This window comes from Stutzerimonas sp. CXK-1, from assembly GCF_057738225.1.
The window spans coordinates 3,222,533-3,249,162 of record NZ_CM173217.1; the positions used below are offsets into that span (position 1 = coordinate 3,222,533).

General features: G+C 61.1%; 29 protein-coding genes. 12 read left to right on the forward strand and 17 right to left on the reverse strand.

Going from position 1 to position 26,630, the window contains the following annotated elements:
• Positions 1-85: 85 nt before the first annotated feature.
• From AC0KXH_RS15365 to pilB, 3 genes are read right to left on the reverse strand one after another with little or no spacing between them, the layout of a single operon-like run.
• Positions 86-955 carry a prepilin peptidase gene (locus AC0KXH_RS15365; RefSeq protein ID WP_488223650.1) on the reverse strand — a complete coding sequence of 290 codons (870 nt, stop codon included), beginning with the start codon at positions 953-955 and terminating at the stop codon, positions 86-88.
• Entirely contained in the window at positions 952-2,172 is a 1,221-nt protein-coding gene (locus AC0KXH_RS15370; protein ID WP_488223651.1) for a type II secretion system F family protein, read from the reverse strand. The genes AC0KXH_RS15365 and AC0KXH_RS15370 overlap by 4 nt, the downstream gene beginning before the upstream one ends.
• A gap of 2 nt (positions 2,173-2,174) precedes the next feature.
• Positions 2,175-3,878: a type IV-A pilus assembly ATPase PilB gene (gene pilB / locus AC0KXH_RS15375; protein WP_488223652.1), complete on the reverse strand. Its 1,704-nt coding sequence runs from the start codon at positions 3,876-3,878 to the stop codon at positions 2,175-2,177.
• Positions 3,879-4,247: 369 nt separating this feature from the next.
• Here pilB and AC0KXH_RS15380 point away from each other — a divergent pair, with 369 nt between their 5' ends.
• The 5 genes from AC0KXH_RS15380 (at position 4,248) to AC0KXH_RS15400 (ending at position 7,584) form a co-directional block, all read left to right on the forward strand.
• The gene (locus tag AC0KXH_RS15380) at positions 4,248-4,433 is read left to right on the forward strand and encodes a type IV pilin protein (protein ID WP_043295813.1); all 186 of its coding nucleotides are present in this window, start codon (positions 4,248-4,250) and stop codon (positions 4,431-4,433) included.
• A gap of 19 nt (positions 4,434-4,452) precedes the next feature.
• A complete protein-coding gene (locus AC0KXH_RS15385) occupies positions 4,453-4,884 on the forward strand; it encodes a hypothetical protein (protein ID WP_312570792.1) in 432 nt (143 codons plus the stop codon).
• A 243-nt stretch (positions 4,885-5,127) separates the two neighbouring features.
• Complete coding sequence (locus AC0KXH_RS15390; RefSeq protein WP_488223653.1) at positions 5,128-5,850, forward strand: ABC transporter permease subunit; 723 nt, start codon at positions 5,128-5,130, stop codon at positions 5,848-5,850.
• A 148-nt stretch (positions 5,851-5,998) separates the two neighbouring features.
• Positions 5,999-6,691, forward strand: coding sequence for a hypothetical protein (locus AC0KXH_RS15395; protein ID WP_488223654.1), 693 nt, complete (start codon positions 5,999-6,001; stop codon positions 6,689-6,691).
• Positions 6,688-7,584 (forward strand): ABC transporter ATP-binding protein, encoded by an 897-nt coding sequence (locus tag AC0KXH_RS15400; RefSeq protein ID WP_437269910.1) that lies wholly within the window; start codon positions 6,688-6,690, stop codon positions 7,582-7,584. The genes AC0KXH_RS15395 and AC0KXH_RS15400 overlap by 4 nt, the downstream gene beginning before the upstream one ends.
• Before the next feature lie 85 nt (positions 7,585-7,669).
• Here the strand turns inward: AC0KXH_RS15400 and cysN are convergent, their stop codons facing one another.
• The 3 genes from cysN to AC0KXH_RS15415 all read right to left on the reverse strand — a co-directional run bounded on the left by cysN (position 7,670) and on the right by AC0KXH_RS15415 (position 11,392).
• The gene (gene cysN / locus AC0KXH_RS15405) at positions 7,670-9,568 is read right to left on the reverse strand and encodes a sulfate adenylyltransferase subunit CysN (RefSeq protein WP_488223655.1); all 1,899 of its coding nucleotides are present in this window, start codon (positions 9,566-9,568) and stop codon (positions 7,670-7,672) included.
• 12 nt (positions 9,569-9,580) lie between these two features.
• Positions 9,581-10,498 (reverse strand): sulfate adenylyltransferase subunit CysD, encoded by a 918-nt coding sequence (gene cysD / locus AC0KXH_RS15410; protein ID WP_061337689.1) that lies wholly within the window; start codon positions 10,496-10,498, stop codon positions 9,581-9,583.
• A 135-nt stretch (positions 10,499-10,633) separates the two neighbouring features.
• Entirely contained in the window at positions 10,634-11,392 is a 759-nt protein-coding gene (locus AC0KXH_RS15415) for a Nif3-like dinuclear metal center hexameric protein (RefSeq protein ID WP_061337690.1), read from the reverse strand.
• 140 nt (positions 11,393-11,532) lie between these two features.
• On the opposite strand from AC0KXH_RS15415, the gene algW reads away from it, so the two are divergent.
• Positions 11,533-12,681: a Do family serine endopeptidase AlgW gene (algW, locus tag AC0KXH_RS15420; RefSeq protein WP_041103980.1), complete on the forward strand. Its 1,149-nt coding sequence runs from the start codon at positions 11,533-11,535 to the stop codon at positions 12,679-12,681.
• A 37-nt stretch (positions 12,682-12,718) separates the two neighbouring features.
• Here algW and hisC read toward each other — a convergent pair whose 3' ends face one another.
• From hisC to AC0KXH_RS15475, 11 genes are all read right to left on the reverse strand, one after another.
• Positions 12,719-13,777 carry a histidinol-phosphate transaminase gene (gene hisC, locus AC0KXH_RS15425; protein WP_043221707.1) on the reverse strand — a complete coding sequence of 353 codons (1,059 nt, stop codon included), beginning with the start codon at positions 13,775-13,777 and terminating at the stop codon, positions 12,719-12,721.
• A gap of 104 nt (positions 13,778-13,881) precedes the next feature.
• The gene (hisD, locus tag AC0KXH_RS15430; protein WP_043221709.1) at positions 13,882-15,189 is read right to left on the reverse strand and encodes a histidinol dehydrogenase; all 1,308 of its coding nucleotides are present in this window, start codon (positions 15,187-15,189) and stop codon (positions 13,882-13,884) included.
• 202 nt (positions 15,190-15,391) lie between these two features.
• Positions 15,392-16,024, reverse strand: a complete 633-nt coding sequence (gene hisG / locus AC0KXH_RS15435) for an ATP phosphoribosyltransferase (protein WP_043221711.1) — start codon at positions 16,022-16,024, stop codon at positions 15,392-15,394.
• Between the two features lie 71 nt (positions 16,025-16,095).
• On the reverse strand, positions 16,096-17,361 hold the full coding sequence (gene murA / locus AC0KXH_RS15440) for a UDP-N-acetylglucosamine 1-carboxyvinyltransferase (protein WP_041103972.1): 1,266 nt from the start codon (positions 17,359-17,361) through the stop codon (positions 16,096-16,098).
• Positions 17,362-17,451: 90 nt separating this feature from the next.
• A complete protein-coding gene (locus AC0KXH_RS15445; protein WP_041103970.1) occupies positions 17,452-17,691 on the reverse strand; it encodes a BolA family protein in 240 nt (79 codons plus the stop codon).
• Positions 17,692-17,785: 94 nt separating this feature from the next.
• Complete coding sequence (locus tag AC0KXH_RS15450) at positions 17,786-18,280, reverse strand: phosphate-starvation-inducible protein PsiE (protein WP_061337695.1); 495 nt, start codon at positions 18,278-18,280, stop codon at positions 17,786-17,788.
• Positions 18,281-18,294: 14 nt separating this feature from the next.
• The gene (locus tag AC0KXH_RS15455; protein ID WP_061340815.1) at positions 18,295-18,606 is read right to left on the reverse strand and encodes an STAS domain-containing protein; all 312 of its coding nucleotides are present in this window, start codon (positions 18,604-18,606) and stop codon (positions 18,295-18,297) included.
• Complete coding sequence (locus tag AC0KXH_RS15460) at positions 18,599-19,246, reverse strand: MlaC/ttg2D family ABC transporter substrate-binding protein (protein WP_043221716.1); 648 nt, start codon at positions 19,244-19,246, stop codon at positions 18,599-18,601. The genes AC0KXH_RS15455 and AC0KXH_RS15460 overlap by 8 nt, the downstream gene beginning before the upstream one ends.
• Positions 19,247-19,258: 12 nt before the next feature.
• Complete coding sequence (gene mlaD / locus AC0KXH_RS15465) at positions 19,259-19,717, reverse strand: outer membrane lipid asymmetry maintenance protein MlaD (RefSeq protein ID WP_041103964.1); 459 nt, start codon at positions 19,715-19,717, stop codon at positions 19,259-19,261.
• The gene (mlaE, locus tag AC0KXH_RS15470; protein WP_041103962.1) at positions 19,717-20,514 is read right to left on the reverse strand and encodes a lipid asymmetry maintenance ABC transporter permease subunit MlaE; all 798 of its coding nucleotides are present in this window, start codon (positions 20,512-20,514) and stop codon (positions 19,717-19,719) included. The genes mlaD and mlaE overlap by 1 nt, the downstream gene beginning before the upstream one ends.
• The gene (locus AC0KXH_RS15475; protein ID WP_200629222.1) at positions 20,507-21,322 is read right to left on the reverse strand and encodes an ATP-binding cassette domain-containing protein; all 816 of its coding nucleotides are present in this window, start codon (positions 21,320-21,322) and stop codon (positions 20,507-20,509) included. Before AC0KXH_RS15475 ends, mlaE begins: the two co-directional genes overlap by 8 nt.
• Positions 21,323-21,575: 253 nt before the next feature.
• Here AC0KXH_RS15475 and AC0KXH_RS15480 point away from each other — a divergent pair, with 253 nt between their 5' ends.
• From AC0KXH_RS15480 to AC0KXH_RS15505, 6 genes are all read left to right on the forward strand, one after another.
• Positions 21,576-22,550 (forward strand): KpsF/GutQ family sugar-phosphate isomerase, encoded by a 975-nt coding sequence (locus tag AC0KXH_RS15480; RefSeq protein WP_041103960.1) that lies wholly within the window; start codon positions 21,576-21,578, stop codon positions 22,548-22,550.
• Entirely contained in the window at positions 22,550-23,074 is a 525-nt protein-coding gene (kdsC, locus tag AC0KXH_RS15485; protein ID WP_043221722.1) for a 3-deoxy-manno-octulosonate-8-phosphatase KdsC, read from the forward strand. The genes AC0KXH_RS15480 and kdsC overlap by 1 nt, the downstream gene beginning before the upstream one ends.
• A gap of 11 nt (positions 23,075-23,085) precedes the next feature.
• A complete protein-coding gene (gene lptC, locus AC0KXH_RS15490; protein ID WP_043221724.1) occupies positions 23,086-23,658 on the forward strand; it encodes an LPS export ABC transporter periplasmic protein LptC in 573 nt (190 codons plus the stop codon).
• The gene (gene lptA, locus AC0KXH_RS15495) at positions 23,645-24,190 is read left to right on the forward strand and encodes a lipopolysaccharide transport periplasmic protein LptA (RefSeq protein WP_041103954.1); all 546 of its coding nucleotides are present in this window, start codon (positions 23,645-23,647) and stop codon (positions 24,188-24,190) included. The genes lptC and lptA overlap by 14 nt, the downstream gene beginning before the upstream one ends.
• Positions 24,190-24,915 (forward strand): LPS export ABC transporter ATP-binding protein, encoded by a 726-nt coding sequence (gene lptB, locus AC0KXH_RS15500; RefSeq protein WP_041103953.1) that lies wholly within the window; start codon positions 24,190-24,192, stop codon positions 24,913-24,915. Before lptA ends, lptB begins: the two co-directional genes overlap by 1 nt.
• Before the next feature lie 148 nt (positions 24,916-25,063).
• Positions 25,064-26,569, forward strand: a complete 1,506-nt coding sequence (locus tag AC0KXH_RS15505; RefSeq protein WP_312570784.1) for an RNA polymerase factor sigma-54 — start codon at positions 25,064-25,066, stop codon at positions 26,567-26,569.
• Positions 26,570-26,630: the final 61 nt, after the last annotated feature.

Here is a 26,630-nt window from a genome sequence, read left to right on the forward strand (position 1 = left end):
ATCTCCGCCCTTAATTATGGCGCGCAGTAGTACCCGCTTTGCCCAGGTTAGGCAAGCGAGCAAGCGAAGGACGAGGGGACCCGCTTCAGAAGCCGGCAAGCTGCAGATAGCGATCGGTGATCTGCTGCCCCCACACCAGCGCGATCCAGCCGGCGATCGCCAGGTACGGGCCGAACGGGATAGGCGTGCCGGCAGCCGCATTCCGCCATCTCAGTGAAATCGTGCCGATTACGGCGCCGACCAGCGATGACAGGAGGATGGTTAGCGGCAGCACCTGCCATCCCCCCCACGCCCCTATCATCGCAAGAAGCTTGAAGTCACCGTAGCCCATACCTTCCTTGCCAGTGACGAGCTTGAATAGCCAGTACACCGCCCACAGGCTGAGGTAGCCGAAGACAGCTCCCCAAAGCGCATCGCCGAGCGCAACGAACAGGCCGAAATGGTTGCAGATCAGGCCGAGCCAGAGAAGAGGCAGCACGAGCGAGTCTGGCAGCAACTGGTGATCGATATCGATCATGCTCATGGCCAGCAGCCCCCACCCCAACAGCAGGATCGCCCCGGCTTGCCAGGTGAAGCCGAAGTGCCAGGCCGTGAACCCCGAAAGCAGCGCACAAGCCAGCTCCACCAGCGGATAACGGACACTGATACCTGCTCGACATGCCGAACAGCGCCCGCGCAGCAGCACCCAGCTCACCAGAGGGACGTTTTCCCAGGGACGGATAGAGTGGCCACAGTGCGGACAGGAAGAAGCAGGCAGCAAAAGGTTGAATCGCGGCCCGACAGGCTCAGGCTCGAGCGAAAGGTACTCCCTCGCCTGCTCGCGCCATTCCCGCTGCATCATCACCGGCAGCCGATAAATCAGCACATTGAGAAAGCTGCCAACCAGCAATCCAAGCAAAGCCGCAGACAAAACAAAGGCCAGCTCGTGGCTGGCCAGATAGCTCATCGCTGTCATCCGACGACCGAACCTAGCTGGAAAATCGGCAGATACATGGCAATGATCAGGCCGCCAACCAGGACCCCAAGAACAGCCATGATCATCGGCTCCATTAGCGTGGTCAGGTTGTCTACCATGTTGTCGACTTCCGCCTCATAGAAGCTGGCCAGCTTGTCGAGCATTTCATCGAGCGACCCCGCCTCCTCACCAATGGCAGCCATTTGTACCGCCATCGTTGGGAATACCCCCGTGGTACGCATGGAAAAATTGAGCTGCACACCTGCCGAGACATCCGCGCGGATCTTTGCCACGGCGCGCCGAAATACAACGTTTCCCGTCGCCCCCTCCACGGACTCCAGCGCATCGACCAGCGGAACGCCCGCTGCAAAGGTCGTAGCAAGGGTCCGCGCATAACGAGCGACTACCGACTTATATACGATGTCGCCTACGATCGGCGTTTTAAGCATCGCCCGATCCAATCCGTCCCGGAATTTTTCCGACTTCTGGTATGCCTGCTTGAAGACCAGCGCCGCGATGAAGGCAGCGAACAGAACCAGATACCACCACTCCTGCAGCCAGCGCGACAGCCCGACCACCATCTGGGTAAAGGCCGGCAGCTCAGCACCAAAACCCTCGAAGACGCTCTCGAACTGCGGAACGACCTTGATCAGCAGGATCGCCGACACAATGACCGCCACGACGATTACCGCGATTGGATAGGTCATCGCCTTTTTGATCTTCGCCTTCAGCGCTTCGGTTTTTTCTTTGTAGGTCGCCACGCGATCCAGCAGCGTCTCCAAGGCACCCGATTGCTCCCCGGACTCGACCAGGTTGCAATACAGATCGTCGAAATACTGCGGCTTCTTGCGCAGCGAACCAGCGAAGCTGTTACCAGCAGCGACTTCCTGCTTCACCTCATCGACCATCTTGCGCATGTTGGGGTTGTCGAAGCCCTCGCCAATGATGTCGAAAGCCTGCAGCAGCGGCACGCCGGCCTTCATCATGGTCGCCATTTGCCGAGTGAACAGAGCGATGTCCATCGGCTTGATCTTTTTACCGGGGCCGAACAGGGACACCGCTTTCTTGCGAACCTTGAGCGGATTGATGCCCTGCTTACGCAGTTGCGCCTTGACCAAAGCCGGGCTTTGCCCGGCGAGCTCACCCTTGACCTTGCCGCCTTTCCTGTCGGTTCCTTCCCAGGTGAACACGCTGGTTTTCAACGCTTTTTCCGCCATGGTTAATCCTTGGTGACGCGGTTGACTTCTTCCAGACTGGTTACGCCATTCATGGCCTTGACCAAGCCAGAGGTGCGCAGGTCGTTGAAGCCATCCTTGCGCGCCTGAAGTGCGATATCGATGGAATTTCCTTCTTCCATGATAAGTCGCTGCAGCGAGGGCGTGATTTTAACCACTTCATAAATACCGACACGCCCCTTGTAGCCCCCCTTGCAACTGTCGCAACCAACCGGCCCGTAGAGCTTGAAGGTGCCTATCCGAGCTTCCGGGAAGCCCTCCTTGAGCAATACCTCACGCGGCACATCAACTTCCGCCTTGCAGCTCGGGCAAAGTTTTCGCGCCAGCCGCTGAGCAATGATCAAGTTCACCGAGGTCGCGATGTTGAAAGCCGGCACTCCCATGTTGCGCAACCGCGTCAGGGTCTCTGCCGCACTATTGGTATGCAGCGTCGACATCACCATGTGGCCGGTCTGTGCCGCCTTGATCGCGATCTCGGCAGTTTCCAGATCGCGAATCTCACCGACCATGATCACGTCCGGGTCCTGGCGCAGGAACGCACGCAGGGCCTGTGCGAAGTCCATGCCCTGCCTGGGATTAACGTTGACCTGATTGATCCCCTCGAGGTTGATTTCCACCGGATCCTCGGCCGTTGAGATGTTCACGTCGACCGTATTGAGGATGTTCAGGCCGGTGTAAAGGGAAACCGTCTTGCCGGAACCGGTCGGCCCCGTAACGAGGATCATTCCTTGCGGCTGCTTAAGGGCGTTCAGGTACAGCTCCTTCTGGTCATCCTCGTAGCCCAGCGCATCAATGCCCATCTTGGCACTCGCCGAGTCGAGGATTCGCATGACGATCTTTTCGCCCCACAGGGTCGGAAGCGTGTTCACCCGGAAATCGACGGACTTGGTGCTCGACACCTTCATCTTGATGCGCCCATCCTGGGGCTTGCGTCGTTCGGCGATATCCAGACTGGCCATCACCTTCAACCGTGCGGAAATGCGACTGACCAACTGAACTGGCGGGCGGGCAACCTCATGCAACATGCCATCCGTACGAAAACGAACCCGATAGCTCTTTTCATAAGGTTCGAAGTGCAAATCTGATGAGCCGCCCTTTATTGCATCCAGCAGCATCTTGTTGACGAATCTCACCACCGGCGCATCGTCGGCCTCGTTATGCGCTGCATCGTCTTCCTTGGCCTCACCCGCAACCTCGATATCCAGGCCGTCCAAGTCGGAATCGGTCAACCCATCGAGGGAGGAAGTCGCCGACTCGAAAAACTTCTCGATCGCCTCGCCGAGCCTGTCGTCCTCAACTAGTACGGCTTCGACGGAGAGGCCGGTGTTGAACTGGATATCGCTGATAGCCTGATGATTGGTCGGATCCGACACGGCGACATAAAGCTTGTTGCCGCGCCGCTGAAGCGGCAATGCGCGGTGCTGGCGAACCAGCTTTTCGCTGACCAGGTCCTTTGGCTGCGAATCCCTGTCTAGCGCGCTCAGATCGAAGAACGGCACGCCGAACTGCTCGCCAGCGATGTCAACGAGCACCCGCCCTTTGACCAGCTTGTTCTGTACCAACCAACTCACCAGAGGCACCTGGTTGCGCAGGGCCTGCTGCTGAGCCTGCTGCGCCGCCTTTTCATCGAGCTGGCCTACCAGTACAAGCTGGCGAGCCAAACCACCAAGAGGTGCGTTTTCGTTCATAGCGTGATCTGCCAGAGCGGGAAGACCGCCGCCTTATAACGCAGTTTGAGGGGCGAGCCAAACGACGCAAAGCGAAGTGGCATTTTTTGTCACTTGAGGACAAAAAAACCCAGCATGGCCGCCGCGTATATACGTGCAAGCATCTGTCACGCTACCGAAACGGTCCCCTTGAAAGAAAATAGCGCCCGATAGGTCCTGACAGTAGGTGCCGTGCGGCTCTATATGGCCAGGCATTAACAGTCGACGCGACGCAAGGCGTGAGCTAACGCACAAAGCGACATAACCACCCAATCACAGCGCAGCGCAGTGGCATGGAAGCTGCTGTGTGGTCCACAGGTCCAACGACCTCACCAACAAAGGAGCTTTTGTATGAAATCCATCAAGAAGCAAAAAGGTTTCACACTGATCGAACTGATGATCGTCGTAGCGATCATTGGCATTCTGGCAGCCATTGCGATCCCCCAGTTTAATGAATATCGTGCCAAGGCGAATGACACAACGTCCGTTGCCGACGTAAAAAATAACACCACTGCAATTATTTCTTCCCTCAATTAAGACCTGCATGGAGATTAAAATGAAGAAAATCGCATTTGCGTTGACCGCCATGCTGGCCTCTGGTTTCGCATCAGCTGTAACGTTTGATCAGACTGGCTCGCTCAAAATGACCGACTGCCCCAATCTCTTGAATGAGAACGTGCAGATCAACCTATCTACTGGAGTGGTTGCTGGTGTTTCTTGTAACGCGACCGGAATAGCAATCGGTGGCTGCCACACTGCGGGCCGCACCACCGCTCGGGAAGTAGAAGTACTAGTGCCGTCTAGTGACCCCACCGCCCCTCCGGGCACCCTTGTTTCGCAGAACCCAAAGGTGTACCGCACTGCGAAAGGACCGGCCGTGGCGACTGGATCAACATTCCAAGGCACCGTTGTATCTCTCTATCCGGAAGCAGGTGCCTGTACAAGCACAGTCGCTGAATCTACAGCTGCGGAACGCCTAGAGAACTGATTGCACTACGGCTAGGCAAATCCCACCAGCACATCCTCATCGTTAAGCGAGGGGATGTGCTTTTAGCTTCAGTTTAGCCTTCCAAGGCCGATTGGAACACCTTGCCGAGCGCTATTAATGCGCCACTTGCCAGCAGGATTTAACGGCTTGCTAGCTATGCTAATACTCCAAAACATTAGATGTGGTCTCCGTCTGGCTATACGCGCTCAATTCGGCTGGCTAGCGGGCGGTTCGTTGCTAGCCATGTTAATTGCAGCAACTCTATCCGCACAGTTCAGCGGACGCCAACCCGCGACCACAGCCCTAGATGTCGGGATATCGACTATCCGATTGTTGCTTCCCTTAGTAACTGTATTGCTGACACAGGAACTGCTGTCTCGCGAATTCGACCGGCGGTATTTTCTTAGCACGTTATCTTACCCTGTTCCCCGGCGTAGCGTTGTACTTGGACGCTTCATTTCCATCGCTCTACTCACAACTTTGCTTCTAATTGGAACCTCAGCGATTCTGGCATTACTCGTCTGGCTAAAAATGCAGACTTATACACAAGGAACACAACCAGCATTAGGCTCGCCTTTCTTGATTACAATTTTATTCATAGGCCTAGACCTACTGGTAGTAATCTCCGTCGCGGTGCTGCTTGCCGTGATTTCCTCAACGCCAGGCCTCGTATTGGTAGGCACGCTAGGTTTCGTAATGATTGCTCGCTCGTTTGGATCAGTAATTGAACTGCTGACACGTAACTACGGCATTGTGACAGACGCGGAGACTTATCTTTTCAGCATAAGATTGCTTAGGTATTTACTGCCTGACCTAGGCGCACTAGACATTAGAATGATCACCCTGTACGGCCGAACAGATTTTTTACCGGCCGACTGGCCTTGGCTCGTTCTATCCAGCCTAACTTATACTGTCGGCCTCCTTAGCCTCGCGGTCTGGGCCCTGCAGCGCAAGCGTTTTGCCTGAAATGCAGGACCACCATCGACCACTCACCATCGCCCTTTTAGCTTTCGCTCTGTTTGCGAGCGTCGCGAGTTGGCGCGCTGGGAGTTCCATTGCGGTTTCCCCTCCTCCCATTAGCGACAGGGTGGTCATTCCCGCCCCTCTGCTTATAATGCTGCATAGCGGCGATCGCTTTCTCGCAGCAGATCTGGAAGCCATTCGCCTCGCTGCAACCGGCATGGACGAGCGTGGCGTGGATACCGGCTATTTAATCCGCGCCCAGCGTGAAGTCGCCCGCCTCAATGCCTGCCACGAAGACAACTACTACTTAGCCAACGGCTTGCTGACATGGGGAGGCGCCGTCGATGAAGGTAATGAGGTCTTGCGTGCTGCACTCCAATGCCGTTTTTGGGACGAGTTCCCAGCTTTCTTTTACGGCGTAAACCTTGCGTTCTTCCAGCACAATAATGATGAAGCCGCGCGAGTTCTGGAAATAGGCGCCAGCCGCTCCACCCACAATGCCGCAGCCATGCGGAAATTGGCGATCATGCTCAGGTCGGAGCGATTCGCCGATGAGCGTCTTGCTCTGAACTACCTGACCCAGCAACGCGATGCGGCAGCCGATCCGAAACTGCGAGATATGCTTGATAAACGGGTCATCCGCCTGCAGGGCCTGATTGATCTACGCGCGGCCCAGCAGCGCTATGAAGCGGCTCACGGCGCGTTATCCGAACTCGAACAATTGGTCACCGCCGGACTGTTGGCCGAACTGCCGATTGATCCTCTGCGCCTTGGCTATGAACTCCGTAACGGGCGCATCGAATTGAAGAAACTGAAGATCGCCGGACTGGAGGAACAGCCTTGAGCGCTGCTGTTGAGTTTCAGAGTGTCAGCCACACCTTCAAGGCCAAGGGCAAACAGGTACAGGCTGTTCGCGACGTAAGCTTCAGCCTTTCCGACGGCGAGGTGTTCGGTTTCGTTGGTCCTAACGGGGCGGGAAAGTCGACCACGATCAAGATCATGCTGGACATCATCAACGACTACCGAGGGAAGGTGACGCTTTACGGCGTTGATGCGCATCGGGCCGAGGCACGCCAGGGCCTCGCCTATGTCCCCGAGGCGCCGGCGCTGTATGACCAGTTCACCCCGCTTGAGATTCTGCGCATGGGTCTTTCGATGTATGGCATCAAGCGAAGCGATGCCGATGCGTGGTGCATGCAGTGGCTCGAACGATTTTCCATCGCAGAGTATGCCAAGCGGCGAATCCGGCAGCTTTCCAAAGGCAACGTGCAGCGTACGGCGCTCGCGCATGCGATGGTCGTGCAGCCACGTCTCCTCATTCTCGATGAGCCGCTGTCCGGGCTGGATCCGGTGGGGCGCAAGGATGTGGTCGATATTCTGAACGACTACAAGAAGCAGGGTGGGGCCATTTTCTTTACGTCCCATGTACTGCACGACGTCGAACGTATCGCCGATCGCTTCGGCTTCATCAACAAGGGCCAGCTCCTGACCGTTCGCTCGCCGCGCGAGTTGGCGGCAGAGCGAGCCAGTTATTTCCTGCTTCGCTACCAGGCTGACCAAGCGCTCACCCCGACCTGTATATCGTTGCGCCCTGGCGAGTACGAATGCGAACTGCAGCAGGCCGAGCTACCCGCCGCTATCGCGCAGCTGGGTAATACCGGCGGCCACTTGCTCGCCGTTCAACCAGCAGTCTCCTTGGAAACCGTGTTTTTTCGCATCCTCGAACAGGCCTCCTAATTGGCTCGCTATCAACGCCAAGCCATTTGGCTCTCCAAATAAAAAGCCCCGCAAATGCGGGGCTTTTTTTGTGCGCTCGAAGCAATCAGATGGCACCGCGACGACGCAGCAAATCGATAACCTGCCCTACTCCCTTCTCGAGCGGCGAAGCTTCGCTATCGACCACAAGATCCGCATCCAGCGGCACATCGTAAGGGAACGACTCGCCTGGAATGTTATCGCCTCCCGCCGCATACAGCCCCTGCGGGTCGCGTTGGCGGCAGGTTTGCGGTGATGCCTGGACATAAACAGTGATCAGGCGATCGCCGCCTATCAGCGCCTTGGCCTGTTCGCGGCCTTCCGCGTCGGGCGCAACGAAGGCCGCCAGGGTTATTAGCCCGGCCTCGTTGAACTGCTTGGCGACTTGAGCGGCACGCCGCCAGTTCTCGGCGCGTCCGGCACGGTCCTGCGGCAGCCCCTTGTTCAGGTCGTGACGAAGATTCTGTCCATCGAGAACAAAAACCGCACGCCCCATATCGAACAGCTTGCGCTCAACCGCGTAGGCCAGGGTGCTCTTGCCCGCGCCAGACAAGCCGGTGAACAGCACGGTCGCCGGCTGCTGGCCGAAACGGGTAGCACGCTCTTCGGTGGAAACGTGAGCCAGCGCGCCGTGGTGGCCACCTGAAACATGGGCAACCGGGTCGGCAATGATCATGCCGGCGCCTACCGTACCGTTAGTCAGCCGGTCGATCACGATAAACGCACCGGTGGTGCGGTTCTGCGCATAACCGTCCAGGGCGATCGGCGCATCGAGGCTGACCTTGACCTTGCCGATCTCGTTGAGCTGCAGACTACTCGCCGCACCTTTCTCAAGCGTATTCACATCCACCTTGTGGGTGATACTGGCGATCGAGCCTGGCACATAGCTGGTTGCGCGCTTGATGTCGTACTTCTTGCCCGGCAGCATCGGTTCCTCGCCCATCCAGACGAGCATGGCCTCGAAGCCGTCGGCAACACGGGGGCGATTGTCGGCGTGCACCAGCATGTCACCGCGCGATACGTCGATTTCGTCTTCCAGCGTCAGGGTGATGGCCTCACCCGGGGTTGCCTGCTCCAGCTCGCCGTCGAAGGTGACGATGGATTTCACTCGGCTGGTTTTGCCTGAAGGCAGAACGGCAATCTCGTCGCCCTTGCGCACGATGCCGCTGGCAAGCGTGCCGGCGAATCCGCGGAAGTTCAGATTGGGACGATTGACGTACTGCACCGGGAAGCGCAGGTCGTCGAAATTACGGTCGCCAGCGATCTCGACGCTTTCAAGAATTTCCATCAGCGACTGCCCTTCGTACCAGGGCGCGCGCGCGCTGCGATTGACCACGTTGTCGCCTTTCAGCGCCGACATCGGCACGAAGTGCAGCGACGACGGCTTGAGCTCGATGCGATCGGCGAATGCCAGGTAGTCGGCCTTGATCTTCTCGAACACATCCTGATCGAAGTTCATCAGGTCCATCTTGTTGATGGCGACGACGATATGCTTGATGCCCAGCAGCGCGGCAATGTAGCTGTGCCGGCGCGTCTGCGTCTGCACGCCGTAGCGGGCGTCGACGAGGATGATCGCCAGGTCGCACGTCGAAGCACCGGTCGCCATGTTGCGCGTGTACTGCTCATGGCCAGGGGTGTCGGCAATGATGAACTTGCGCTTGGCGGTGCTGAAGTAGCGGTAGGCCACGTCGATCGTGATGCCCTGCTCGCGCTCGGCCTGCAGGCCATCGACGAGCAGCGCAAGGTCGACATCGTCGCCCGTGGTGCCGACCTTCTTCGAATCACGGGTGATAGCCTCTAGATGATCTTCGTAAATCATCTTGGAATCGTGCAGCAGACGGCCAATCAGCGTGCTTTTGCCGTCATCGACGTTACCGCACGTGAGAAAACGCAACAGTTCCTTGCGCTCGTGCTGAGCCAGGTAGGCGAGGATGTCCTCGCTGATCAGATCGGACTGGTGAGACATGATGCGGGATCCTTAGAAGTAGCCCTGGCGTTTCTTTTCTTCCATCGAGCCAGCCTGATCGTGATCGATCACACGGCCCTGGCGCTCGGACGTCCGGGTCAGGAGCATCTCCTGAATGATCTCCGGAAGCGTGGTGGCGGTGGACTCCACCGCACCGGTCAGCGGATAGCAGCCAAGGGTACGGAAACGCACCATCTTCTTGCTGATGCCGGCCTTCTGCTCTGGCGTCAGGTGCTCAAGGATGCGCTCGTCGTCGATCATCACCAGAGCGCCGTTGAGTTCCACCACCTCGCGCTCGGCGGCGAAATACAAGGGCACGATCGGGATCTGCTCCAGGTAGATGTATTGCCAGATGTCCAGCTCGGTCCAGTTGGAAAGCGGGAACACGCGGATCGACTCGCCTTTCTTCACCTTGCCGTTGTAAACGTTCCACAGCTCCGGGCGCTGATTCTTCGGATCCCAGCGGTGCTTGCTGTCGCGGAAGGAATAGACGCGCTCCTTGGCGCGCGACTTTTCTTCGTCACGGCGCGCGCCACCAAAGGCGGCATCGAAGCCATATTTGTCCAGCGCCTGCTTGAGGCCCTCGGTCTTCATCACATCGGTGTGCTTGGCACTGCCGTAGGTGAAGGGGTTCATGTCCTGAGCCACGCCATCGGGATTGACATGGGTGATCAGGTCCAGCCCCATGTCGCTAACCATCTTCTCGCGGAAGCGATACATCTCCTGGAACTTCCAGCGAGTGTCGACGTGCAGCACCGGAAACGGCAGCTTGCCAGGGAAAAAGGCCTTGCGGGCCAGATGGAGCATGACAGCCGAGTCCTTGCCAATCGAATAGAGCATGACCGGGTTGTCGAACTCGGCGGCAACCTCGCGAATGATGTGGATGCTCTCGGCCTCGAGCTGTTTCAGATGCGTCAGTTTATCGACCATGGCTACTCACGACGGGGCAATTGACGGCCAGCGGCCGTTTGGACGCGGCCACTCTACCACGCCCTAATGCTCTATCAGAGCCCGCGATTAGACCTTAACGTTATAGATTTATGCCGAGCAGGCCGGCCGTTTGCGCTAGGCCGGGTTATCGCAATCGATGAAGCGATGTTCGATGCCGAACTGCTGAGCAAGGTAGTCACCCAGCGCTTTCACGCCATAGCGCTCGGTGGCATGGTGCCCCGCGGCGAAAAAGCTCAGGCCGTTCTCGCGCGCCACGTGCACCGTTTGTTCGGAGACTTCACCCGTGACATAGGCATCCACCCCGGCAGCAACGGCCTGCTCGATATAGCCCTGGGCGCCGCCGGTGCACCAGGCCACCCTCCGGATCGGGCGATCACCCGGAATCACCAGCGGCTCGCGACCGAGTGCAGCCTGGATGCGCTCGCCGAATACCTCTGGCGTCTGCGCCTGTGCCAGCGTGCCATGAAAGACGATCGAGCGCGGGTCGCTCGGGTCGAGTGGCCCTTCCACCTGCAACCCCAGCTCATGGCCTAGGCGCACGTTGTTGCCCACCTCGGCGTGCAGGTCCAGCGGAAGATGGTAGGCCAGCAGGCTCATCTCGTTGAGCAACAGGGTGCGCAGACGCCGTTGCTTCATGCCGATGACGCGTGCGTCTTCGTTCTTCCAGAAATAGCCATGATGAACGAGCACCGCGTCCGCCCCTGCGTCGACCGCCGCGTCGAGCAGCGCCTGGCTGGCCGTTACGCCGCTGACCAGACGACGGACCTCCGCACGCCCCTCGACTTGCAGACCATTGGGGCAATAGTCGGCGATCCGGGCGACGTTCAGATAGCGATCGCACTCGGCGACCAATGCGTGCAGCGTAACGGGCATGCGTAACCTCGGCAGCTAGGAAACGATACGCCCTCGAGCCTTTGGCAGGCTGCCAAAGCTGCATTTCGTCGAGAGCTTCGTATAATGCGGCCACCTTAAAGGGCCGTCCTTGGCCCCCGCAACCTCTCCGGACCACCCAGATGCTCAATGCCCTGCGTTATTTCGGCTGGCCGCTGCTGGTCGGCTTATTGGTCGCCCTGCTGATCATCGAGCGCTATCCGGCATTGGTAGGGCGCAGCAGTGAGAGTTTTACCCTACAACGCCCCGCCCTTAACCTGCCGCCCCCAGGCCCCAACTCGTACGCCGCCGCCGTCAGCGGCGCAGCACCGGCGGTCGCCAACCTGTACACCACCAAGCTGGTCGAGAAAGCACAGCAGCAACCTCTGGCCAAGGACCCGGTCTACCAGCGCTTCTTTGGCGACAGCCTGCCTCGCCAGCGGCGTATGGAGTCGAGCCTGGGCTCGGCAGTGATCATGAGCCCGGAGGGTTACCTGCTGACGAACAACCACGTTACGGCCAACTCCGAGCAGATTGTCGTGGCGCTGCGCGACGGCCGCGAAACACTCGCCCGCGTCATCGGCAGCGACCCGGAGACCGACCTGGCGGTCCTCAAGATCGACCTGCCCGACCTTCCGGTCATCAGCGTCGGCCACTCCGACAGCATTCGCGTTGGCGACGTGACCCTGGCCATCGGCAACCCCTTCGGCGTCGGACAGACGGTGACCATGGGCATCATCAGCGCTACCGGGCGCAACCAGCTCGGCCTGAACACCTACGAAGACTTCATCCAGACCGATGCGGCGATCAACCGCGGCAATTCGGGCGGGGCTTTGATCGACGCGCAGGGCAGCCTGATCGGCATCAACACCGCCATCATTTCCGAATCGGGCGGCTCGCAAGGAATCGGTTTCGCCATCCCGGTAAAGCTGGCACTCGAAGTGATGAAGTCGATCATCGACCATGGCCAGGTGATCCGCGGGTGGCTGGGCGTCGAAGTGCAATCGCTGACTCAGGAACTGGCCGAATCCTTCGGTCAGGCCGGACGCCCCGGCATCGTCGTGGCAGGCGTATATCGCGACGGCCCAGCCGATCGCGCCGGCCTGCAGCCAGGTGATCTGATCCTGAGCATCGACGGCGAACAAGCCAGCGACGGCCGCACCTCGATGAACCAGGTCGCGCGTACCCGCCCGGGCGACCAGATCGATATCGACATTCTGCGCAACGGTAAACCGCTGACCCTGACCGCCGAGGTCGGGATGCGCCCTCCTCCCGCGCCAGCCAGCGAGTAAGCGCGCATGCGGCCCGGTGAAACCGAGCCGCAGCGACTCAGGCGAGTGCCGACTCCAGCGCTTCGAGCAGCGCCTGGTTCTGCTCCGGTGCACCGATCGTGATGCGCAGGAACTGCTCGATGCGTGGCTGGCGGAAATGCCGCACGATCACTCCCTGCTCACGCAGGCTGGCCGCCAGGCGAGCGGCATCATGGGCGGGATGCCGGGCGAACACGAAGTTGGCCGCCGAAGGCAGCACCTCGAAGCCGTAGGCCTGAAGCCGGGCCACCAGCGCCTCACGGCTTTCGATCACCTGCCGGCAAGTCTGCTCGAAATAGGCCCGATCCTCGAATGCGGCCGTCGCGCCAGCCAGAGCGATGCGATCCAGGGGGTAGGAGTTGAAGCTGTTCTTGATCCGCTCGAGCGCCTCGATCAGGTCGGGGTGACCTACCGCGAGCCCGACACGCAAGCCAGCCAGCGAACGCGACTTGGACAAGGTCTGGGTTACCAGGAGGTTCGGATAGCGGTCGACAAGGCAGATGGCGGTCTGCCCGCCGAAGTCGACGTAGGCCTCATCCACCAGCACCACCGAATCAGGGTTAGCGGCGAGCAGGCGCTCGATCGCCGCCAACGGCAGCAGGCAGCCGGTTGGCGCATTCGGGTTGGGGAAGATGATGCCGCCATTCGGACGCTGATAGTCGGCGACATCGATTTCGAACTGCTCGTTCAGCGCAACGGTTTCATACTCGATGCCGTAAAGCCCGCAATAGACCGGGTAGAAGCTGTAGGTCACGTCGGGAAACAGCAACGGCCGCCCGTGCTGGAACAGGCCATGAAAAGCGTGCGCGAGCACCTCGTCGGAGCCATTGCCGACAAACACCTGGGCGGGCGTCACGCCGTAGTAATCGGCCACCGCCTGCTTCAGGCGCTCGCCGTTGGGGTCCGGATACAGGCGCAATTCATCCCCAATCGCCGCACGCATCGCCTCGAGGGCCAGCGGCGAAGGGCCATAGGGGTTCTCGTTGGTATTCAGCTTGACCAGCCGGCTCAGTTTCGGCTGCTCGCCCGGCACGTAGGGCACCAGGTCCTTGACGAAGGGGCTCCAGAACTTGCTCATCGCCCTTCTCTCCTCGACGTCGATCTACTTGGCATGAGGCGGAAAGCGCATAGCGATCTCCGCCAGGTGACCTCGGTGGCACGGCCTGTGACCGCGCCCCCGACTTACTTGATTCGATACTCGGCACTGCGCGCATGGGCGGTCAGCGACTCGCCGCGCGCGAGTACCGAAGCGACCTTGCCGAGGGTCGATGCGCCATCGGCCGAGCAATGGATGATCGACGAGCGCTTCTGGAAGTCATAGACACCCAGCGGCGAAGAGAACCGGGCGGTGCCTGAAGTCGGCAGCACGTGGTTGGGGCCGGCACAGTAGTCACCCAGGGCCTCGGCGGTGTAGCGACCCATGAAGATGGCGCCGGCATGGCGAATCTGCGGCAGGTACTGCTCCGGATTCTCGACCGACAGCTCCAGGTGCTCCGGAGCGATTCGGTTGGCCACCTCGATGGCCTGCGCCATGTCCGCGACCGCGATCAGCGCGCCGCGTGCACTCAGCGAGGTGCGTGCGATGTCCGCCCGCTCGAGCGTCGGCAACAAACGCTCGATGCTCTCGGCGACGCGGTCGAGAAAGGCCGCATCCGGGCTGACCAGGATCGACTGGGCATCCTCGTCGTGCTCGGCCTGGGAGAACAGGTCCATCGCGATCCAGTCCGGATCGGTCTTGCCATCGCAGACCACGAGGATCTCGGACGGACCGGCGATCATGTCGATCCCCACCTTGCCGAACACATGGCGCTTGGCCGTAGCGACATAGATATTTCCAGGCCCGACGATCTTGTCCACGGGCGGCACGCTTTCGGTGCCATAGGCAAGCGCGGCGACCGCCTGCGCACCACCGATGCAGAAGACGCGGTCGACGCCCGCCAGCGCAGCTGCAGCCAGCACCAGCTCGTTGACTTCGCCGCGCGGCGTCGGTACCACCATGACCACCTCGGGAACGCCGGCGACCTTCGCCGGGATCGCGTTCATCAGCACCGAGGACGGATAGGCAGCCTTGCCGCCGGGCACGTAGAGCCCTGCGCGGTCCAACGGCGTGACCTTCTGCCCGAGCACGGTGCCATCGGCCTCGGTGTAGCTCCAGGAGTCCTGACGCTGCCGCTCGTGGTACGCCCGCACCCGCTCGGCCGCGGCCTCGAGCGCCGCACGCTGCTCGGGCGAGATGCGCTGGAGTGCGAGGTCCAGACGCTCGCGCGCGAGGATGAGGTCTGCCATGTCGGCGACCTCCAGATTGTCGAAGCGCTGAGTGAACTCCACCAGCGCTGCATCACCGCGCTCGCGCACGGCCTTGATGATCTCCAGCACGCGGCCGTTGACCGCGTCGTCGGACACGCTTTCCCAGCTCAGCAGATGGTCCATCTGCCGGGCGAAATCGGGATCGGCAGCGTTGAGTCGACGCACAGCGTTGAAAGCGGTCATGACGGGCCTCGTGGTTGGCTAGCAATGAAACGGCTCGGATAGCGGTCGGGCATCGGGGCAGCCATGGCCTTGCCATGACCGGACGCCCGGCGCCGCAGGATCTGGCGCGCCGACCGTACAGGCCGCCTAGAGTACCAAGGAGGCCGGGGCGGCGCCTGCGCTTTTCGGCTATGGGTCGGATAGCCGAATGCGGCGTAAGACGTTAGGCGTGGTGTCGCTCGACGGCGGCCTGCAAGGCCTCGATCAGGGCCTGGATGCGCGCGTGCTGCATCTTCATCGAAGCCTTGTTGACGATCAGGCGCGAACTGATGGTGGCAATCAGCTCCTGCGGCTCGAGGCCGTTGGCTCGCAGCGTGTTGCCCGTATCGACCACGTCGATGATCTTGTCGGCCAGGCCGACCAGCGGAGCCAGCTCCATCGAGCCGTAGAGCTTGATGATTTCAACCTGCCGACCTTGCTGTGCGTAGTAACGCTTGGCCACGTTGACGAACTTGGTGGCGACACGCAGCCGCCCCTTGGGCTCGACCGCGCCGACCTTGCCAGCGGTCATCAACTTGCAATTGGCGATCTTCAGATCCAGCGGCTCGTACAACCCCTGTCCGCCGTACTCCATGAGCACGTCCTTGCCAGCCACGCCGAGGTCGGCCGCACCATGCTCGACATAGGTCGGCACGTCCGTAGCACGCACGATCAGCAGGCGCACGTCGTCCTGAGTGGTAGGGATGATCAGCTTGCGGCTCTTGTCCGGATTCTCGGTCGGTACGATGCCCGCCTCTGCCAGCAGCGGCAGGGTGTCGTCGAGGATGCGGCCTTTGGACAGCGCAATGGTGAGCATGGATGAATCCTTCTGAATCCTGCGAAGCCTGGCGGCCCGCTCAAAGGCCCGCGCAAGGCGGGCCACGGCAATCAACCCGGGATGCGGCGAATCTTCGCTCCGAGCAACTGCAGCTTCTCTTCGATGCACTCGTAGCCACGGTCGATGTGGTAGATGCGGTCGATGAGCGTATCACCCTCGGCGACCAGGCCGGCGATCACCAGGCTGGCCGAGGCGCGCAGGTCGGTGGCCATGACCGGCGCACCCTTCAGGTGATCGACGCCGGTCACGATGGCCGTATTGCCCTCGACGAGAATCTGCGCACCCATGCGGTTCATCTCGTAGACGTGCATGAAGCGGTTCTCGAAGACCGTCTCGATCACCGTGCCGGTACCTTCGGCGACGGCGTTCAGGGCGATGAACTGAGCCTGCATATCGGTGGGGAACGCCGGGTAGGGTGCGGTACGCACGTTCACGGCCTTTGGCCGCTTACCCTTCATGTCCAGCTCGATCCAGTTGCTGCCCGTGTCGATATGGGCACCCGCCTCGACCAGCTTGTGCAGCACGGCCTCGAGCAGGGTCGCATCGGTATCCTTCAAGCGCACGCGACCACCGGTCGCGGCGGCAGCCACCAGGTAGGTGCCGGTTTCGATGCGGTCAGGCATGACGCTGTAACGCCCGCCACCCAGGCGCTTGACGCCCTCGATGACGATGGTGTCGGTGCCGGCACCGCTGATCTTCGCGCCCATCGCGTTGAGGAAGTTGGCCAGATCGACCACCTCCGGCTCGCGTGCGGCGTTCTCCAGCACACTGCGCCCGTTGGCCAGCGCGGCCGCCATCATGATGTTCTCGGTGCCCGTCACGCTGACCGTATCGAACAGGAACCGCGCGCCCTGCAGGCCGCCGGCCGGTGCCTTGGCCTTGATGTAGCCACCCTCGACTTCGATATGCGCGCCCATGGCTTCGAGCCCGCGGATGTGCAGGTCGACCGGCCGCGAGCCGATCGCGCAACCGCCCGGCAACGCGACCTCGGCCTCACCGAAGCGAGCCACCATCGGCCCCAGCACCAGGATCGAGGCGCGCATGGTCTTGACCAGCTCGTAAGGGGCGACCAGCGTGCGGATGCTGCTGGCGTCGACCTCGACACTGAGCTTTTCATCGATGATCGGCTGCACGCCCATGCGACCGAACAGCTCGATCATCGTGGTGATGTCGTGCAGGTGCGGCAGGTTGCACACCGTGACCGGGGTATCGGCGAGCAGCGTCGCGGCAAGGATGGGCAACGCGGAGTTTTTCGCGCCGGAAATGCGGATTTCGCCGTCGAGGCGTACACCGCCGGTAATGATCAATTTATCCATGGTATTCCGTAGCCCGCAGGCCTGAGACCCCGTCGAAAGGCGCCACGGCTTGCCTGGCGCCAAAGCTGTCTGTGCGAATGGCCGCCGCGCTCAGCCGCGAGCGGCCCAGTCGTCGCGACTGAAGAACTTCATGGTAACGGCGTGAATACTGCCATCGGCGATCCAGGGGTTGAGGTGCGCGTAGATCTGCTGCTGGCGCTTGACCGCACTGAGCGCAGCCAACTCATCGCTGATGACATTCAGCTGGAAATTGCAGCCTTCGCCTTCGACTTCTACCTGGGCTCCCGGAATCTTCTCTTCCAGGAAATTCTTCACTTCTAGGGCCTGCATGTTCAACCTCGATCGGCGCTTGGGCGCACGGGCCGGCCATCATACAAAAAACGCCCGAAGCTGCGAACCCCGCCCGGCGGACCGCATCCGCCGATCAGTCGACAGCATCGCCATGCGCGGGCGACATCGGTCGCGGCTGTGCAGGCCGGGCACTGTCGGCCTGCGGCGCGGGAAAGCGTGACGAGGCATAGCGCACCACAAAGACCGCCAGCCCCAGCAACAGAATCGCCCCGGAGACGTAGACCACTCCCATGTCCGGGCGATGGTGGTGCGAAACGTCGGAGATCAGCAGCCGCGTCAGCGCGGTGATCGCGACATAGATGAGGAAGCGAACCGGCATGTGGTTGGTCTTGAAGTAGATCCCGACCATCGCACCGAGCTCTAGGTAGATGAACAGCAGCAGGATGTCGTCGACACTCGCGCTGCCCTTGTCGACCATATCCAGAAACGCCATCAGTGCGGCCCATGCCGTAGCCGCGCCAATAGCGAACAGCGCCAGATAATGAAAGGCCTCGACCAGCAGGTTGCCCAGCGCCTCGGCCAGGACATGCAGCCGCTCTCGCATCCGTTCCGCCCAGTTCAGCTTCATGCCCGCTCCATCTCTCAAGCCTGCTCGCCCAGCGGCAGGACCTCATCCAACCCGGACACCTTGGCGATGTCGCGCATTTCCTGCGGCAGGCCAACCACCTGCATCGCCTGTCCGCCCGCACGCGCATCGCGCATGAACGAAAGCAGCAACGAAAGCCCCACGCTGTTGGAGCGCTCGACACCCGAGCAGTCGAGCCGCACGCCGCCACTCGACGCCTGGATCAGCGCCCGCCCCTGCTCCCGCAGGGCCGCCCCACTGCGATGATCCAGCTCACCACTCAGGCGCAGCTCGCCATTGCCGCCGCGCTCGATGCGGCCTTCACTCATCGCCTGCAGCCTGCTGGCCAGCGGGAGTATCCTTCGCACGCGCCACGACCTCGGCCCAGCCGTCGATCGTCTTGTCCAGATCACCGCCGTTCTTCTGCATCGAGTCGGCGAACTGATCGCGGAACAACTTCCCGATGTTGATCCCGTTGATGATCACGTTGCGCACGCGCCACTCGCCCTGATTCACCATCGTATAGGACACCGGATAGACCTCGCCCTGACGGCCGACCACTTCCATGGCCACACTGGTTCGCTTGTCGTCCTGCTTGCCGGATGGCGGCAGCACTCGGATTTGCTGGTTGTTGTATTCCAGCAGCGCATTGCCATAGAACTGCATCAGGCTGCGCTTGAAGTTCTCCTGGAAGCGCGTCATCTGCTCCGGAGTGGCGCCGCGCGCGTATTTGACCGTCATGATGCTGCGCGAAATGCCTTCGGCATCGACGACCGGGCCGAGGATCTCGTTCAGCGCATCGTAGAAGGCGGCCGGATCCTGGCGATAGCGATCCTTGTTGGCCTTGAGGTCGGCCAGCAGCTTGTCGGTGGTCTGCTGGATGACCTGGTGCGGGCTGGCCGCCGCCTGGGTGAACAGTGGCAGAACCGCGAGCAGCACCAGCAGCCCGCGACGCAGAGCAGTCAACATGGATTGCACTCCTTATTCCTTGTTTACCGAGTTGAGCAGGAACTTGCCGATCAGGTCTTCGAGGACCAACGACGACTGAGTGTCGCGAATCGTATCGCCCTCGCCGAGCACATCTTCTTCACCGCCCACGCTGATGCCGATGTACTTTTCGCCAAGCAGGCCTGCCGTGAGGATCGATGCAGTGGAGTCGACCGGCAGAATGTTCACATCGTTCTGAATCTCGAGCGTCACCCGACCAGTGTAGGTGTCGCGATCGAGATCGATCGCGGTGACCTTGCCAATGGTCACACCAGCCATGGTCACCTTGGACCGTACCGTGAGCCCGGCGATGTTGTCGAAATAGGCGTAGAGCTTGTAGGTATCGGCATTGCTGACGGTCAGACCGCTGACGCGCAGCGACAGCAAAAGCAGCGCCAGCAGCCCGGCGAGCAGAAACAGCCCGACACCCATTTCCAGTGTGCGGATACGCATCAGAGATCTCCAAACATCAATGCGGTCAGAATGAAATCCAGCCCGAGAACGGCCAGCGAGGCATAGACGACAGTGCGCGTCGTGGCGCGACTGATACCCTCCGAAGTGGGCTCGCAGTCATAACCCTGGAATACCGCGATCCAAGTCACCACGAGGGCGAAGACCACGCTCTTGACGATGCCGTTGAACACGTCGGAGTGAAAGTCGACGCTGTTCTGCATGTTCGCCCAGAAGGACCCCTCATAGACTCCCAGCCAGTCCACGGCGACCATGGCTCCTCCCCAGATGCCGACCACGTTGAAGATCAACGTCAACAGCGGCAGGGAAATGAAGCCGGCCCAGAGCCGCGGAGCAATCACATACTTCAGCGGATCGACGCCGATCATCTCCAGGCTGGAAAGCTGTTCGGTCGATTTCATGTTGCCGATCTCGGCTGTCAGCGCCGAGCCGGCACGCCCGGCGAACAGCAGCGCGGTAACCACAGGCCCGAGCTCGCGCAGGAGCGTCAGCGCGATCATCTGGCCGACAGCCTGCTCGGACCCGTAACTGGTCAGGATGTTGTACCCCTGCAGGGCCAGCACCATGCCGATGAACAGCCCGGAAACCACCACGATCGCCAGCGAAAGCACGCCCACGAAGTACAACTGACGCACCAGCAGGCCGAAGCCGTTGCGCAACCCGCTGCGCCCCAGGAGCACATGCCCGAGAAACAGGCTCGAGCGCCCAAGCGCGGCCACCACGTCCATACCGGCACGACCGAGCAGGCGAACCTGCTCGGCCATCGAGCGCTTACGCATCGGCACCTCCGAGCAAATCTTCGGCATAGGACGGCGCCGGGAAATGGAAAGGCACGGGGCCATCGGCCGCGCCCTGCATGAACTGTCGGATACGCGGGTTATCCGACTCCATCAGTTCGGCCGGCACACCATGACCAAGCACCTGGCCGTCGCCGACCACGTAGATATAGTCGGCAATGCTGGCCGTCTCGGCCAGATCATGCGAAACCACGATACTGGTGATACCCAGCGCATCGTTGAGCAGGCGGATCAGCCGCACCAGAACACCCATTGCGATCGGGTCCTGGCCGGCGAATGGCTCGTCGTACATCAGAATCTGGGGATCCAGCGCAATGGCGCGAGCAAGTGCCACGCGACGCTTCATGCCGCCGGAGAGTTCATCCGGCATCAGCTCGACGGCGCCACGCAGGCCGACAGCCTGGAGCTTCATCAGCACGATGTCGCGGATCATCTCCTCGGGCAGGCTGGTGTGCACGCGCAACGGAAACGCGACGTTCTCGAAGACATCGAGGTCGGTGAACAGCGCGCCGCTCTGGAACAGCACCCCCATCTGCTTGCGCATGTCGAACAGTTCGCTGCGCGATAGCTTGGGAAGGTTGTGACCGGCCACCCAGACCTCGCCGGAGCTGGGCATCAGCTGCGCCGCGATCAATCGCAGCAGCGTTGTCTTGCCACAGCCGGACGGCCCCATGATGGCCGTGACCTTGCCTCTGGGAATAACGATGTCGACGTTATCGAAAATGGCCCTCTCACCGCGCCTGAAGGTCACTCCCTTCAGCTCGACGGCGTAGGCATTGCTGGCGCTCATCTGGTCTCCTTGCAAACCGCCCGCTTCCTTCAGACGGCCCCCGATGGACAGGGGATACGTTGTGCGCTGACCTTTCGGCGGCGCGCACTATAGCACCGCCCCTCGCCCGTCCCAACACGCGGCATAGCGCAGCCCGTTGCAAAAGCTTGCTGTCCGTCCGCGAACGACGCGGGCGGAGCCGGGTGACTTTTGCATGAGCATGCTCGCGAATAGCGTTATACTCCTCGGCTTTTCATTGCCAGCGCAAACGACCATGCCCAAGCAAGCCCGCCTGATCGAATCCGCCCTTCGCACCATCAGCATGGAAATCGAAGCAGTCGAACAGCTGAAGCAGCGCATCGACGAACGTTTCGAACATGCCTGCCGGCTGATCCTCGAGTGCAAGGGGCGCGTAGTGGTGGTAGGCATGGGTAAGTCCGGCCATATCGGCAACAAGATTGCCGCCACCCTGGCCAGCACGGGGACCGCCGCCTTTTTCGTCCATCCCGCCGAGGCCAGCCACGGCGACATGGGCATGATCACCCGTGATGACGTGGTCCTGGCCCTGTCGAACTCGGGCACCACCAGCGAGATCGTCACACTGCTGCCGCTGATCAAGCGCCTGGGCATCACCCTGATCAGCATGACGGGGCAGCCCGAGTCGGTACTGGCCAAGGCCGCAGCCGTGAATCTCGACGCCAGCGTCGCGGCCGAGGCCTGTCCGCTCAACCTGGCGCCAACCTCCTCGACCACCGCCAGCCTGGTGCTCGGCGATGCGCTGGCCATCGCCCTGCTCGAGGCCCGTGGTTTCACCGCAGAAGACTTCGCTTTTTCCCATCCCGGCGGCGCGCTGGGCCGGCGACTCCTGCTGAAAGTCGAACATGTCATGCACAGCGGCGCCCGCTTGCCCTGCGTCAAGCGCGGCACGGCGCTGCGCGACGCACTGCTGGAAATGACCCAGAAAGGCCTGGGCATGACCGTTGTCCTGGAAGACGACGGGCGCCTGGCCGGTATCTTCACCGACGGCGACCTGCGCCGCACACTGGACCGCGGCATCGATTTCCAGCAGGCGCTGATCGACCAGGTAATGACCGTTCACGGCAAGACCGCTACGCCCGACATGCTGGCCGCCGAGGCGTTGAAGATCATGGAAGACCATAAGATCAACGCGCTTGTCGTGGTCGACGACAGCGACCACCCGGTTGGCGCACTGAACATGCACGACCTGCTGCGCGCCGGAGTACTGTGATGCAAGCTGACCTGCTCGAACGCGCCCGCCAGATCCGCCTGGCCATTTTCGATGTCGATGGCGTACTGACCGATGGTCGCCTGTACTTTCTGACCGATGGCAGCGAGTTCAAGACCTTTAACACGCTCGACGGCCACGGCATCAAGATGCTGATCAACTCCGGCGTGCGTACCGCGATCATCAGCGGCCGCAAGACACCGGTGGTCGAGCGCCGCGCGCAGAACCTGGGCATCCAGCATCTCTATCAGGGTCGCGAGGACAAACTCGTGGTACTCGATGAGCTGCTCGGCGAGCTGGGGCTGAACTATGCTCAGGTCGCCTACCTGGGCGACGACCTGCCGGATCTACCGGTGATTCGCCGCGTCGGCCTGGGCATGGCCGTGGCCAGTGCCGATCCCTTCGTGCGCCAACACGCGCATGGCGTGACCCAGGCGCGTGGTGGTGAAGGGGCAGCGCGCGAGTTCTGCGAGCTTATCCTCCAGGCACAGGGCAATCTCGAGGCGGCACAGGCCGCCTACCTATAGAGAGGAACACCATGCTGCAAAAGCTGCGCTTCCCGCTGTTGCTGGGCGTCATCGCCGCGCTGCTGGTGGCCGTGGGCTACTGGAACATCCGCCCGGAGAGTTTCATGCAGGAGCCTGTGCAGGCGACCTCGACAGAGCCGAGCATCGACTTCTACGTGGTCAACGCGCGCACCGTGCAGTATCAGCCGGGCGGCAAGCGCCACTACGAACTACGCAGCGAGCGCATGGAGCACATCAAGGCGAGCGACGTCAGCCTGCTTACCCGTCCCGACCTGCTGGCCTATCGCGGCACGGAGCTTCCGTGGCACGTGCGCAGCGAGCGAGGCGAAGTGTCGCCTGGCGGCGAACAGGTCGAACTCATCGATGACGTGGTCGTCGAGCGCACCGACGCCAAGGGACGCCCGACCGTCGTGACCACCAGCCGCATGACGGTGTGGCCGGAGAAGGATTACGCCGAAACCCGCCAAGCCGTTAGAATCGACGCCGCCAACGGTGTTACCACCGCCAATGGAATGAAAGCGTACCTGGATGACGGCAGGATGCTCCTGCTGTCCAACGTAAGAGGCCAGCATGAGCTGCGTTAAGACCCTTCCCCTCCTGCTCGGTTTGAGCGCCTATCTGCTCGGCAGCTCCGCCTGGGCACTTCCCGAGGATCGCGATCAGCCGATTCGCGTGCAGGCCGATACCGCCGAACTGGATGACCGACAGGGCGTCGCGGTCTATCGTGGCGACGTGGTCATCACCCAGGGCACGATGAAGATCACTGGTGACACCGTCACCATCACCCAGAACGAGAATGGCGACGTCGAGGTATTCACCTCGATCGGCAAGCCCGCCTACTACGAGCAGAAGCCGGCGGTCGACAAGGACATCGTCAAGGCTTACGGCCTGACCATCCAGTACTTCGCCGCGAACGAGCGCATCGTGCTGATCGACCAGGCGAAGGTCGTCCAGGAAGGCAATACCTTCGAAGGCGAGAAGATCGTCTATGACACCCGCCGGCAGATCGTCAACGCGGGCCGCGCGAGCAATGCCGAAGTGACCACGCCGCGTCCGCGTGTCGACATGGTCATCCAGCCGCGCAAGAAGGATCAGCCAGCAGAGCAGGCGCAGTAATGGCCGTACTCAAAGCGCAGCATCTGGCCAAGAGCTACAAGAGCCGCCAGGTCGTCCGTGACGTCAGCCTGTCCATCGAGAGCGGCCAGATCGTGGGCCTCCTTGGCCCCAACGGCGCAGGCAAGACCACCTGCTTCTACATGATCGTCGGCCTGGTCGGCGCCGACCAGGGACGCGTGCTGATCGATCAGCAGGACGTCACCCACCTGCCAATGCACGGCCGGGCGCGTGCCGGCATCGGCTACCTGCCCCAGGAAGCATCGATCTTTCGCAAGCTTTCGGTGGCCGACAACATCATGGCCATTCTCGAAACGCGCAAGGATCTCGACCGCGCCGGCCGCCAGCAGGCGCTCGAAGCGCTGCTGCAGGAATTTCATATCAGCCACATCCGCGACAGCCTCGGCATGAGCCTGTCCGGCGGCGAACGCCGACGCGTCGAAATCGCTCGCGCGCTGGCAACGTCGCCGAAGTTCATCCTGCTTGACGAACCCTTTGCCGGCGTGGACCCGATTTCGGTCGGCGACATCAAGCAGATCATCCACCATCTCAAGGCCAAGGGCATCGGCGTGCTGATAACCGATCACAATGTGCGCGAGACCCTGGATATCTGCGAGACGGCCTACATCGTCAACGATGGCCGACTGATCGCCGAAGGCGATGCCGAGACGATTCTGGCCAACCAGTTGGTCAAGGAAGTCTATCTGGGCCACGAATTCCGCCTGTGAGCCCCTTTTTAACGGATTAAACGACAACCAGGCCTAGGCAAGGGCTTCGCAGGTAGGCATATAATTTGCTTTCCCGGCGGCGCAACGCGCGCCAGCGATTAGGAACAGGCGCACCAGCGCCGGCATCAAAGGTTCGAAGTCCTCTGCCATGAAACCATCGCTAGTCCTGAAGATGGGCCAGCAGCTGACCATGACGCCTCAGCTGCAACAAGCCATTCGATTGCTCCAGCTTTCAACGCTGGATCTGCAACAGGAAATCCAGGAGGCCCTGGATTCCAACCCGATGCTCGAGCGCGAGGAGGACGGCGACGACTACGACGGCGCCGACCCGATGGCCGAAGCCAGCGAAGCGGGGAGCAGCACCGGAGACAACGACCAGCCTGCTCTCGACAGCCGCTACGAAGAGACCAGCCACTCGGCCGAGAGCCTGGACGATAACGAATGGAGCGAGCGAATTCCCAGCGAGCTGCCTGTCGATACCGCCTGGGAAGATATCTACCAGACCAGCGCCAGCAGCCTGCCGGCCAGCGACGATGACGAGTGGGATTTCACCACGCGCACCCCGACGGGCCTCAGCCTTCAGGCCCACCTGCTCTGGCAGCTCAATCTCACGCCGATGAGCGATACCGATCGCCTGATCGCCACCTCGATCATCGACGGCATCAACGACCAGGGTTATCTGGAAGAAAGCCTGGAAGACATTCTCGCGTCGATCGACCCGGAACTCGATGTGGAGATGGACGAGATCGAGGTCGTTCTGCACCGCGTACAGCAGTTCGAGCCTGCCGGTATCGGAGCCCGCGATCTGCGCGAATGCCTGCTGCTGCAGTTGCGCCAGCTGCCGTCGAACACCGCCTGGCTTGCCGAAGCGCAACGCCTGGTCCGCGACTACCTCGACGTGCTCGGCAACCGCGACTACAGCGCTCTAATGCGTCGCATGAAGCTCAAGGAAGACGAGCTGCGCCAGGTCATCGAACTCGTGCAATCTCTCAACCCCAGGCCCGGCTCGCAGATCGAAGCCAGCGAACCGGAGTATGTCGTCCCGGATGTCATCGTGCGTAAGCACAACGGCCGCTGGCTGGTCGAGCTCAATCAGGAAGCCATGCCGCGCCTGCGCGTCAATCCGCAGTACGCCGGCTTCGTCAAGCGAGCCGATACGAGCGCCGACAACACGTTCATGCGAAATCAGCTGCAGGAGGCGCGCTGGTTCATCAAGAGCCTGCTGAGCCGCAACGAGACCCTGATGAAAGTGGCGACCCAGATCGTCGAGCATCAGCGCGGTTTTCTCGAGCACGGCGAAGAGGCAATGAAGCCCCTGGTCCTGCATGACATCGCCGAAGCCGTCGGCATGCACGAGTCGACCATTTCGCGCGTCACGACACAGAAATACATGCATACGCCGCGCGGCATCTACGAGCTCAAGTACTTTTTCTCCAGCCACGTAAGCACAACCGAAGGCGGCGAATGCTCGTCGACGGCGATCCGCGCGATCATCAAGAAACTGGTTGCCGCGGAAAACCCGAAAAAGCCATTGAGCGACAGCAAGATCGCTGGTTTACTGGAGGCACAAGGCATTCAGGTAGCGCGTCGTACCGTGGCGAAATATCGCGAATCACTGGGTATCGCGCCGTCAAGTGAGCGAAAGCGACTGTAGACGAACACGGCTGGTTCGGAAGGTTTGGATGGCAGACCGAGGTCTGCCTCTTCTGCGGAAA

Coding starts and splice junctions, on each gene's coding strand:
- AC0KXH_RS15450 (WP_061337695.1), bottom strand. CDS start 18,280: ATGAAGCTGAACTGGGCGGAACGGATGCGAGAGCGGCTGCATGTCCTG.
- lptA (WP_041103954.1), top strand. CDS start 23,645: ATGAGCTGCGTTAAGACCCTTCCCCTCCTGCTCGGTTTGAGCGCCTAT.
- murA (WP_041103972.1), bottom strand. CDS start 17,361: ATGGATAAATTGATCATTACCGGCGGTGTACGCCTCGACGGCGAAATC.
- AC0KXH_RS15460 (WP_043221716.1), bottom strand. CDS start 19,246: ATGTTGACTGCTCTGCGTCGCGGGCTGCTGGTGCTGCTCGCGGTTCTG.
- cysD (WP_061337689.1), bottom strand. CDS start 10,498: ATGGTCGATAAACTGACGCATCTGAAACAGCTCGAGGCCGAGAGCATC.
- kdsC (WP_043221722.1), top strand. CDS start 22,550: ATGCAAGCTGACCTGCTCGAACGCGCCCGCCAGATCCGCCTGGCCATT.
- AC0KXH_RS15385 (WP_312570792.1), top strand. CDS start 4,453: ATGAAGAAAATCGCATTTGCGTTGACCGCCATGCTGGCCTCTGGTTTC.
- AC0KXH_RS15480 (WP_041103960.1), top strand. CDS start 21,576: ATGCCCAAGCAAGCCCGCCTGATCGAATCCGCCCTTCGCACCATCAGC.
- AC0KXH_RS15395 (WP_488223654.1), top strand. CDS start 5,999: ATGCTGCATAGCGGCGATCGCTTTCTCGCAGCAGATCTGGAAGCCATT.
- cysN (WP_488223655.1), bottom strand. CDS start 9,568: ATGTCTCACCAGTCCGATCTGATCAGCGAGGACATCCTCGCCTACCTG.
- AC0KXH_RS15445 (WP_041103970.1), bottom strand. CDS start 17,691: ATGCAGGCCCTAGAAGTGAAGAATTTCCTGGAAGAGAAGATTCCGGGA.
- algW (WP_041103980.1), top strand. CDS start 11,533: ATGCTCAATGCCCTGCGTTATTTCGGCTGGCCGCTGCTGGTCGGCTTA.
- mlaE (WP_041103962.1), bottom strand. CDS start 20,514: ATGCGTAAGCGCTCGATGGCCGAGCAGGTTCGCCTGCTCGGTCGTGCC.
- hisC (WP_043221707.1), bottom strand. CDS start 13,777: ATGAGCAAGTTCTGGAGCCCCTTCGTCAAGGACCTGGTGCCCTACGTG.
- AC0KXH_RS15475 (WP_200629222.1), bottom strand. CDS start 21,322: ATGAGCGCCAGCAATGCCTACGCCGTCGAGCTGAAGGGAGTGACCTTC.
- AC0KXH_RS15365 (WP_488223650.1), bottom strand. CDS start 955: ATGACAGCGATGAGCTATCTGGCCAGCCACGAGCTGGCCTTTGTTTTG.
- AC0KXH_RS15455 (WP_061340815.1), bottom strand. CDS start 18,606: ATGAGTGAAGGCCGCATCGAGCGCGGCGGCAATGGCGAGCTGCGCCTG.
- AC0KXH_RS15505 (WP_312570784.1), top strand. CDS start 25,064: ATGAAACCATCGCTAGTCCTGAAGATGGGCCAGCAGCTGACCATGACG.
- AC0KXH_RS15380 (WP_043295813.1), top strand. CDS start 4,248: ATGAAATCCATCAAGAAGCAAAAAGGTTTCACACTGATCGAACTGATG.
- lptB (WP_041103953.1), top strand. CDS start 24,190: ATGGCCGTACTCAAAGCGCAGCATCTGGCCAAGAGCTACAAGAGCCGC.
- AC0KXH_RS15415 (WP_061337690.1), bottom strand. CDS start 11,392: ATGCCCGTTACGCTGCACGCATTGGTCGCCGAGTGCGATCGCTATCTG.
- AC0KXH_RS15370 (WP_488223651.1), bottom strand. CDS start 2,172: ATGGCGGAAAAAGCGTTGAAAACCAGCGTGTTCACCTGGGAAGGAACC.
- pilB (WP_488223652.1), bottom strand. CDS start 3,878: ATGAACGAAAACGCACCTCTTGGTGGTTTGGCTCGCCAGCTTGTACTG.
- mlaD (WP_041103964.1), bottom strand. CDS start 19,717: ATGCGTATCCGCACACTGGAAATGGGTGTCGGGCTGTTTCTGCTCGCC.
- AC0KXH_RS15390 (WP_488223653.1), top strand. CDS start 5,128: ATGTTAATTGCAGCAACTCTATCCGCACAGTTCAGCGGACGCCAACCC.
- hisG (WP_043221711.1), bottom strand. CDS start 16,024: ATGCTCACCATTGCGCTGTCCAAAGGCCGCATCCTCGACGACACCCTG.
- hisD (WP_043221709.1), bottom strand. CDS start 15,189: ATGACCGCTTTCAACGCTGTGCGTCGACTCAACGCTGCCGATCCCGAT.
- lptC (WP_043221724.1), top strand. CDS start 23,086: ATGCTGCAAAAGCTGCGCTTCCCGCTGTTGCTGGGCGTCATCGCCGCG.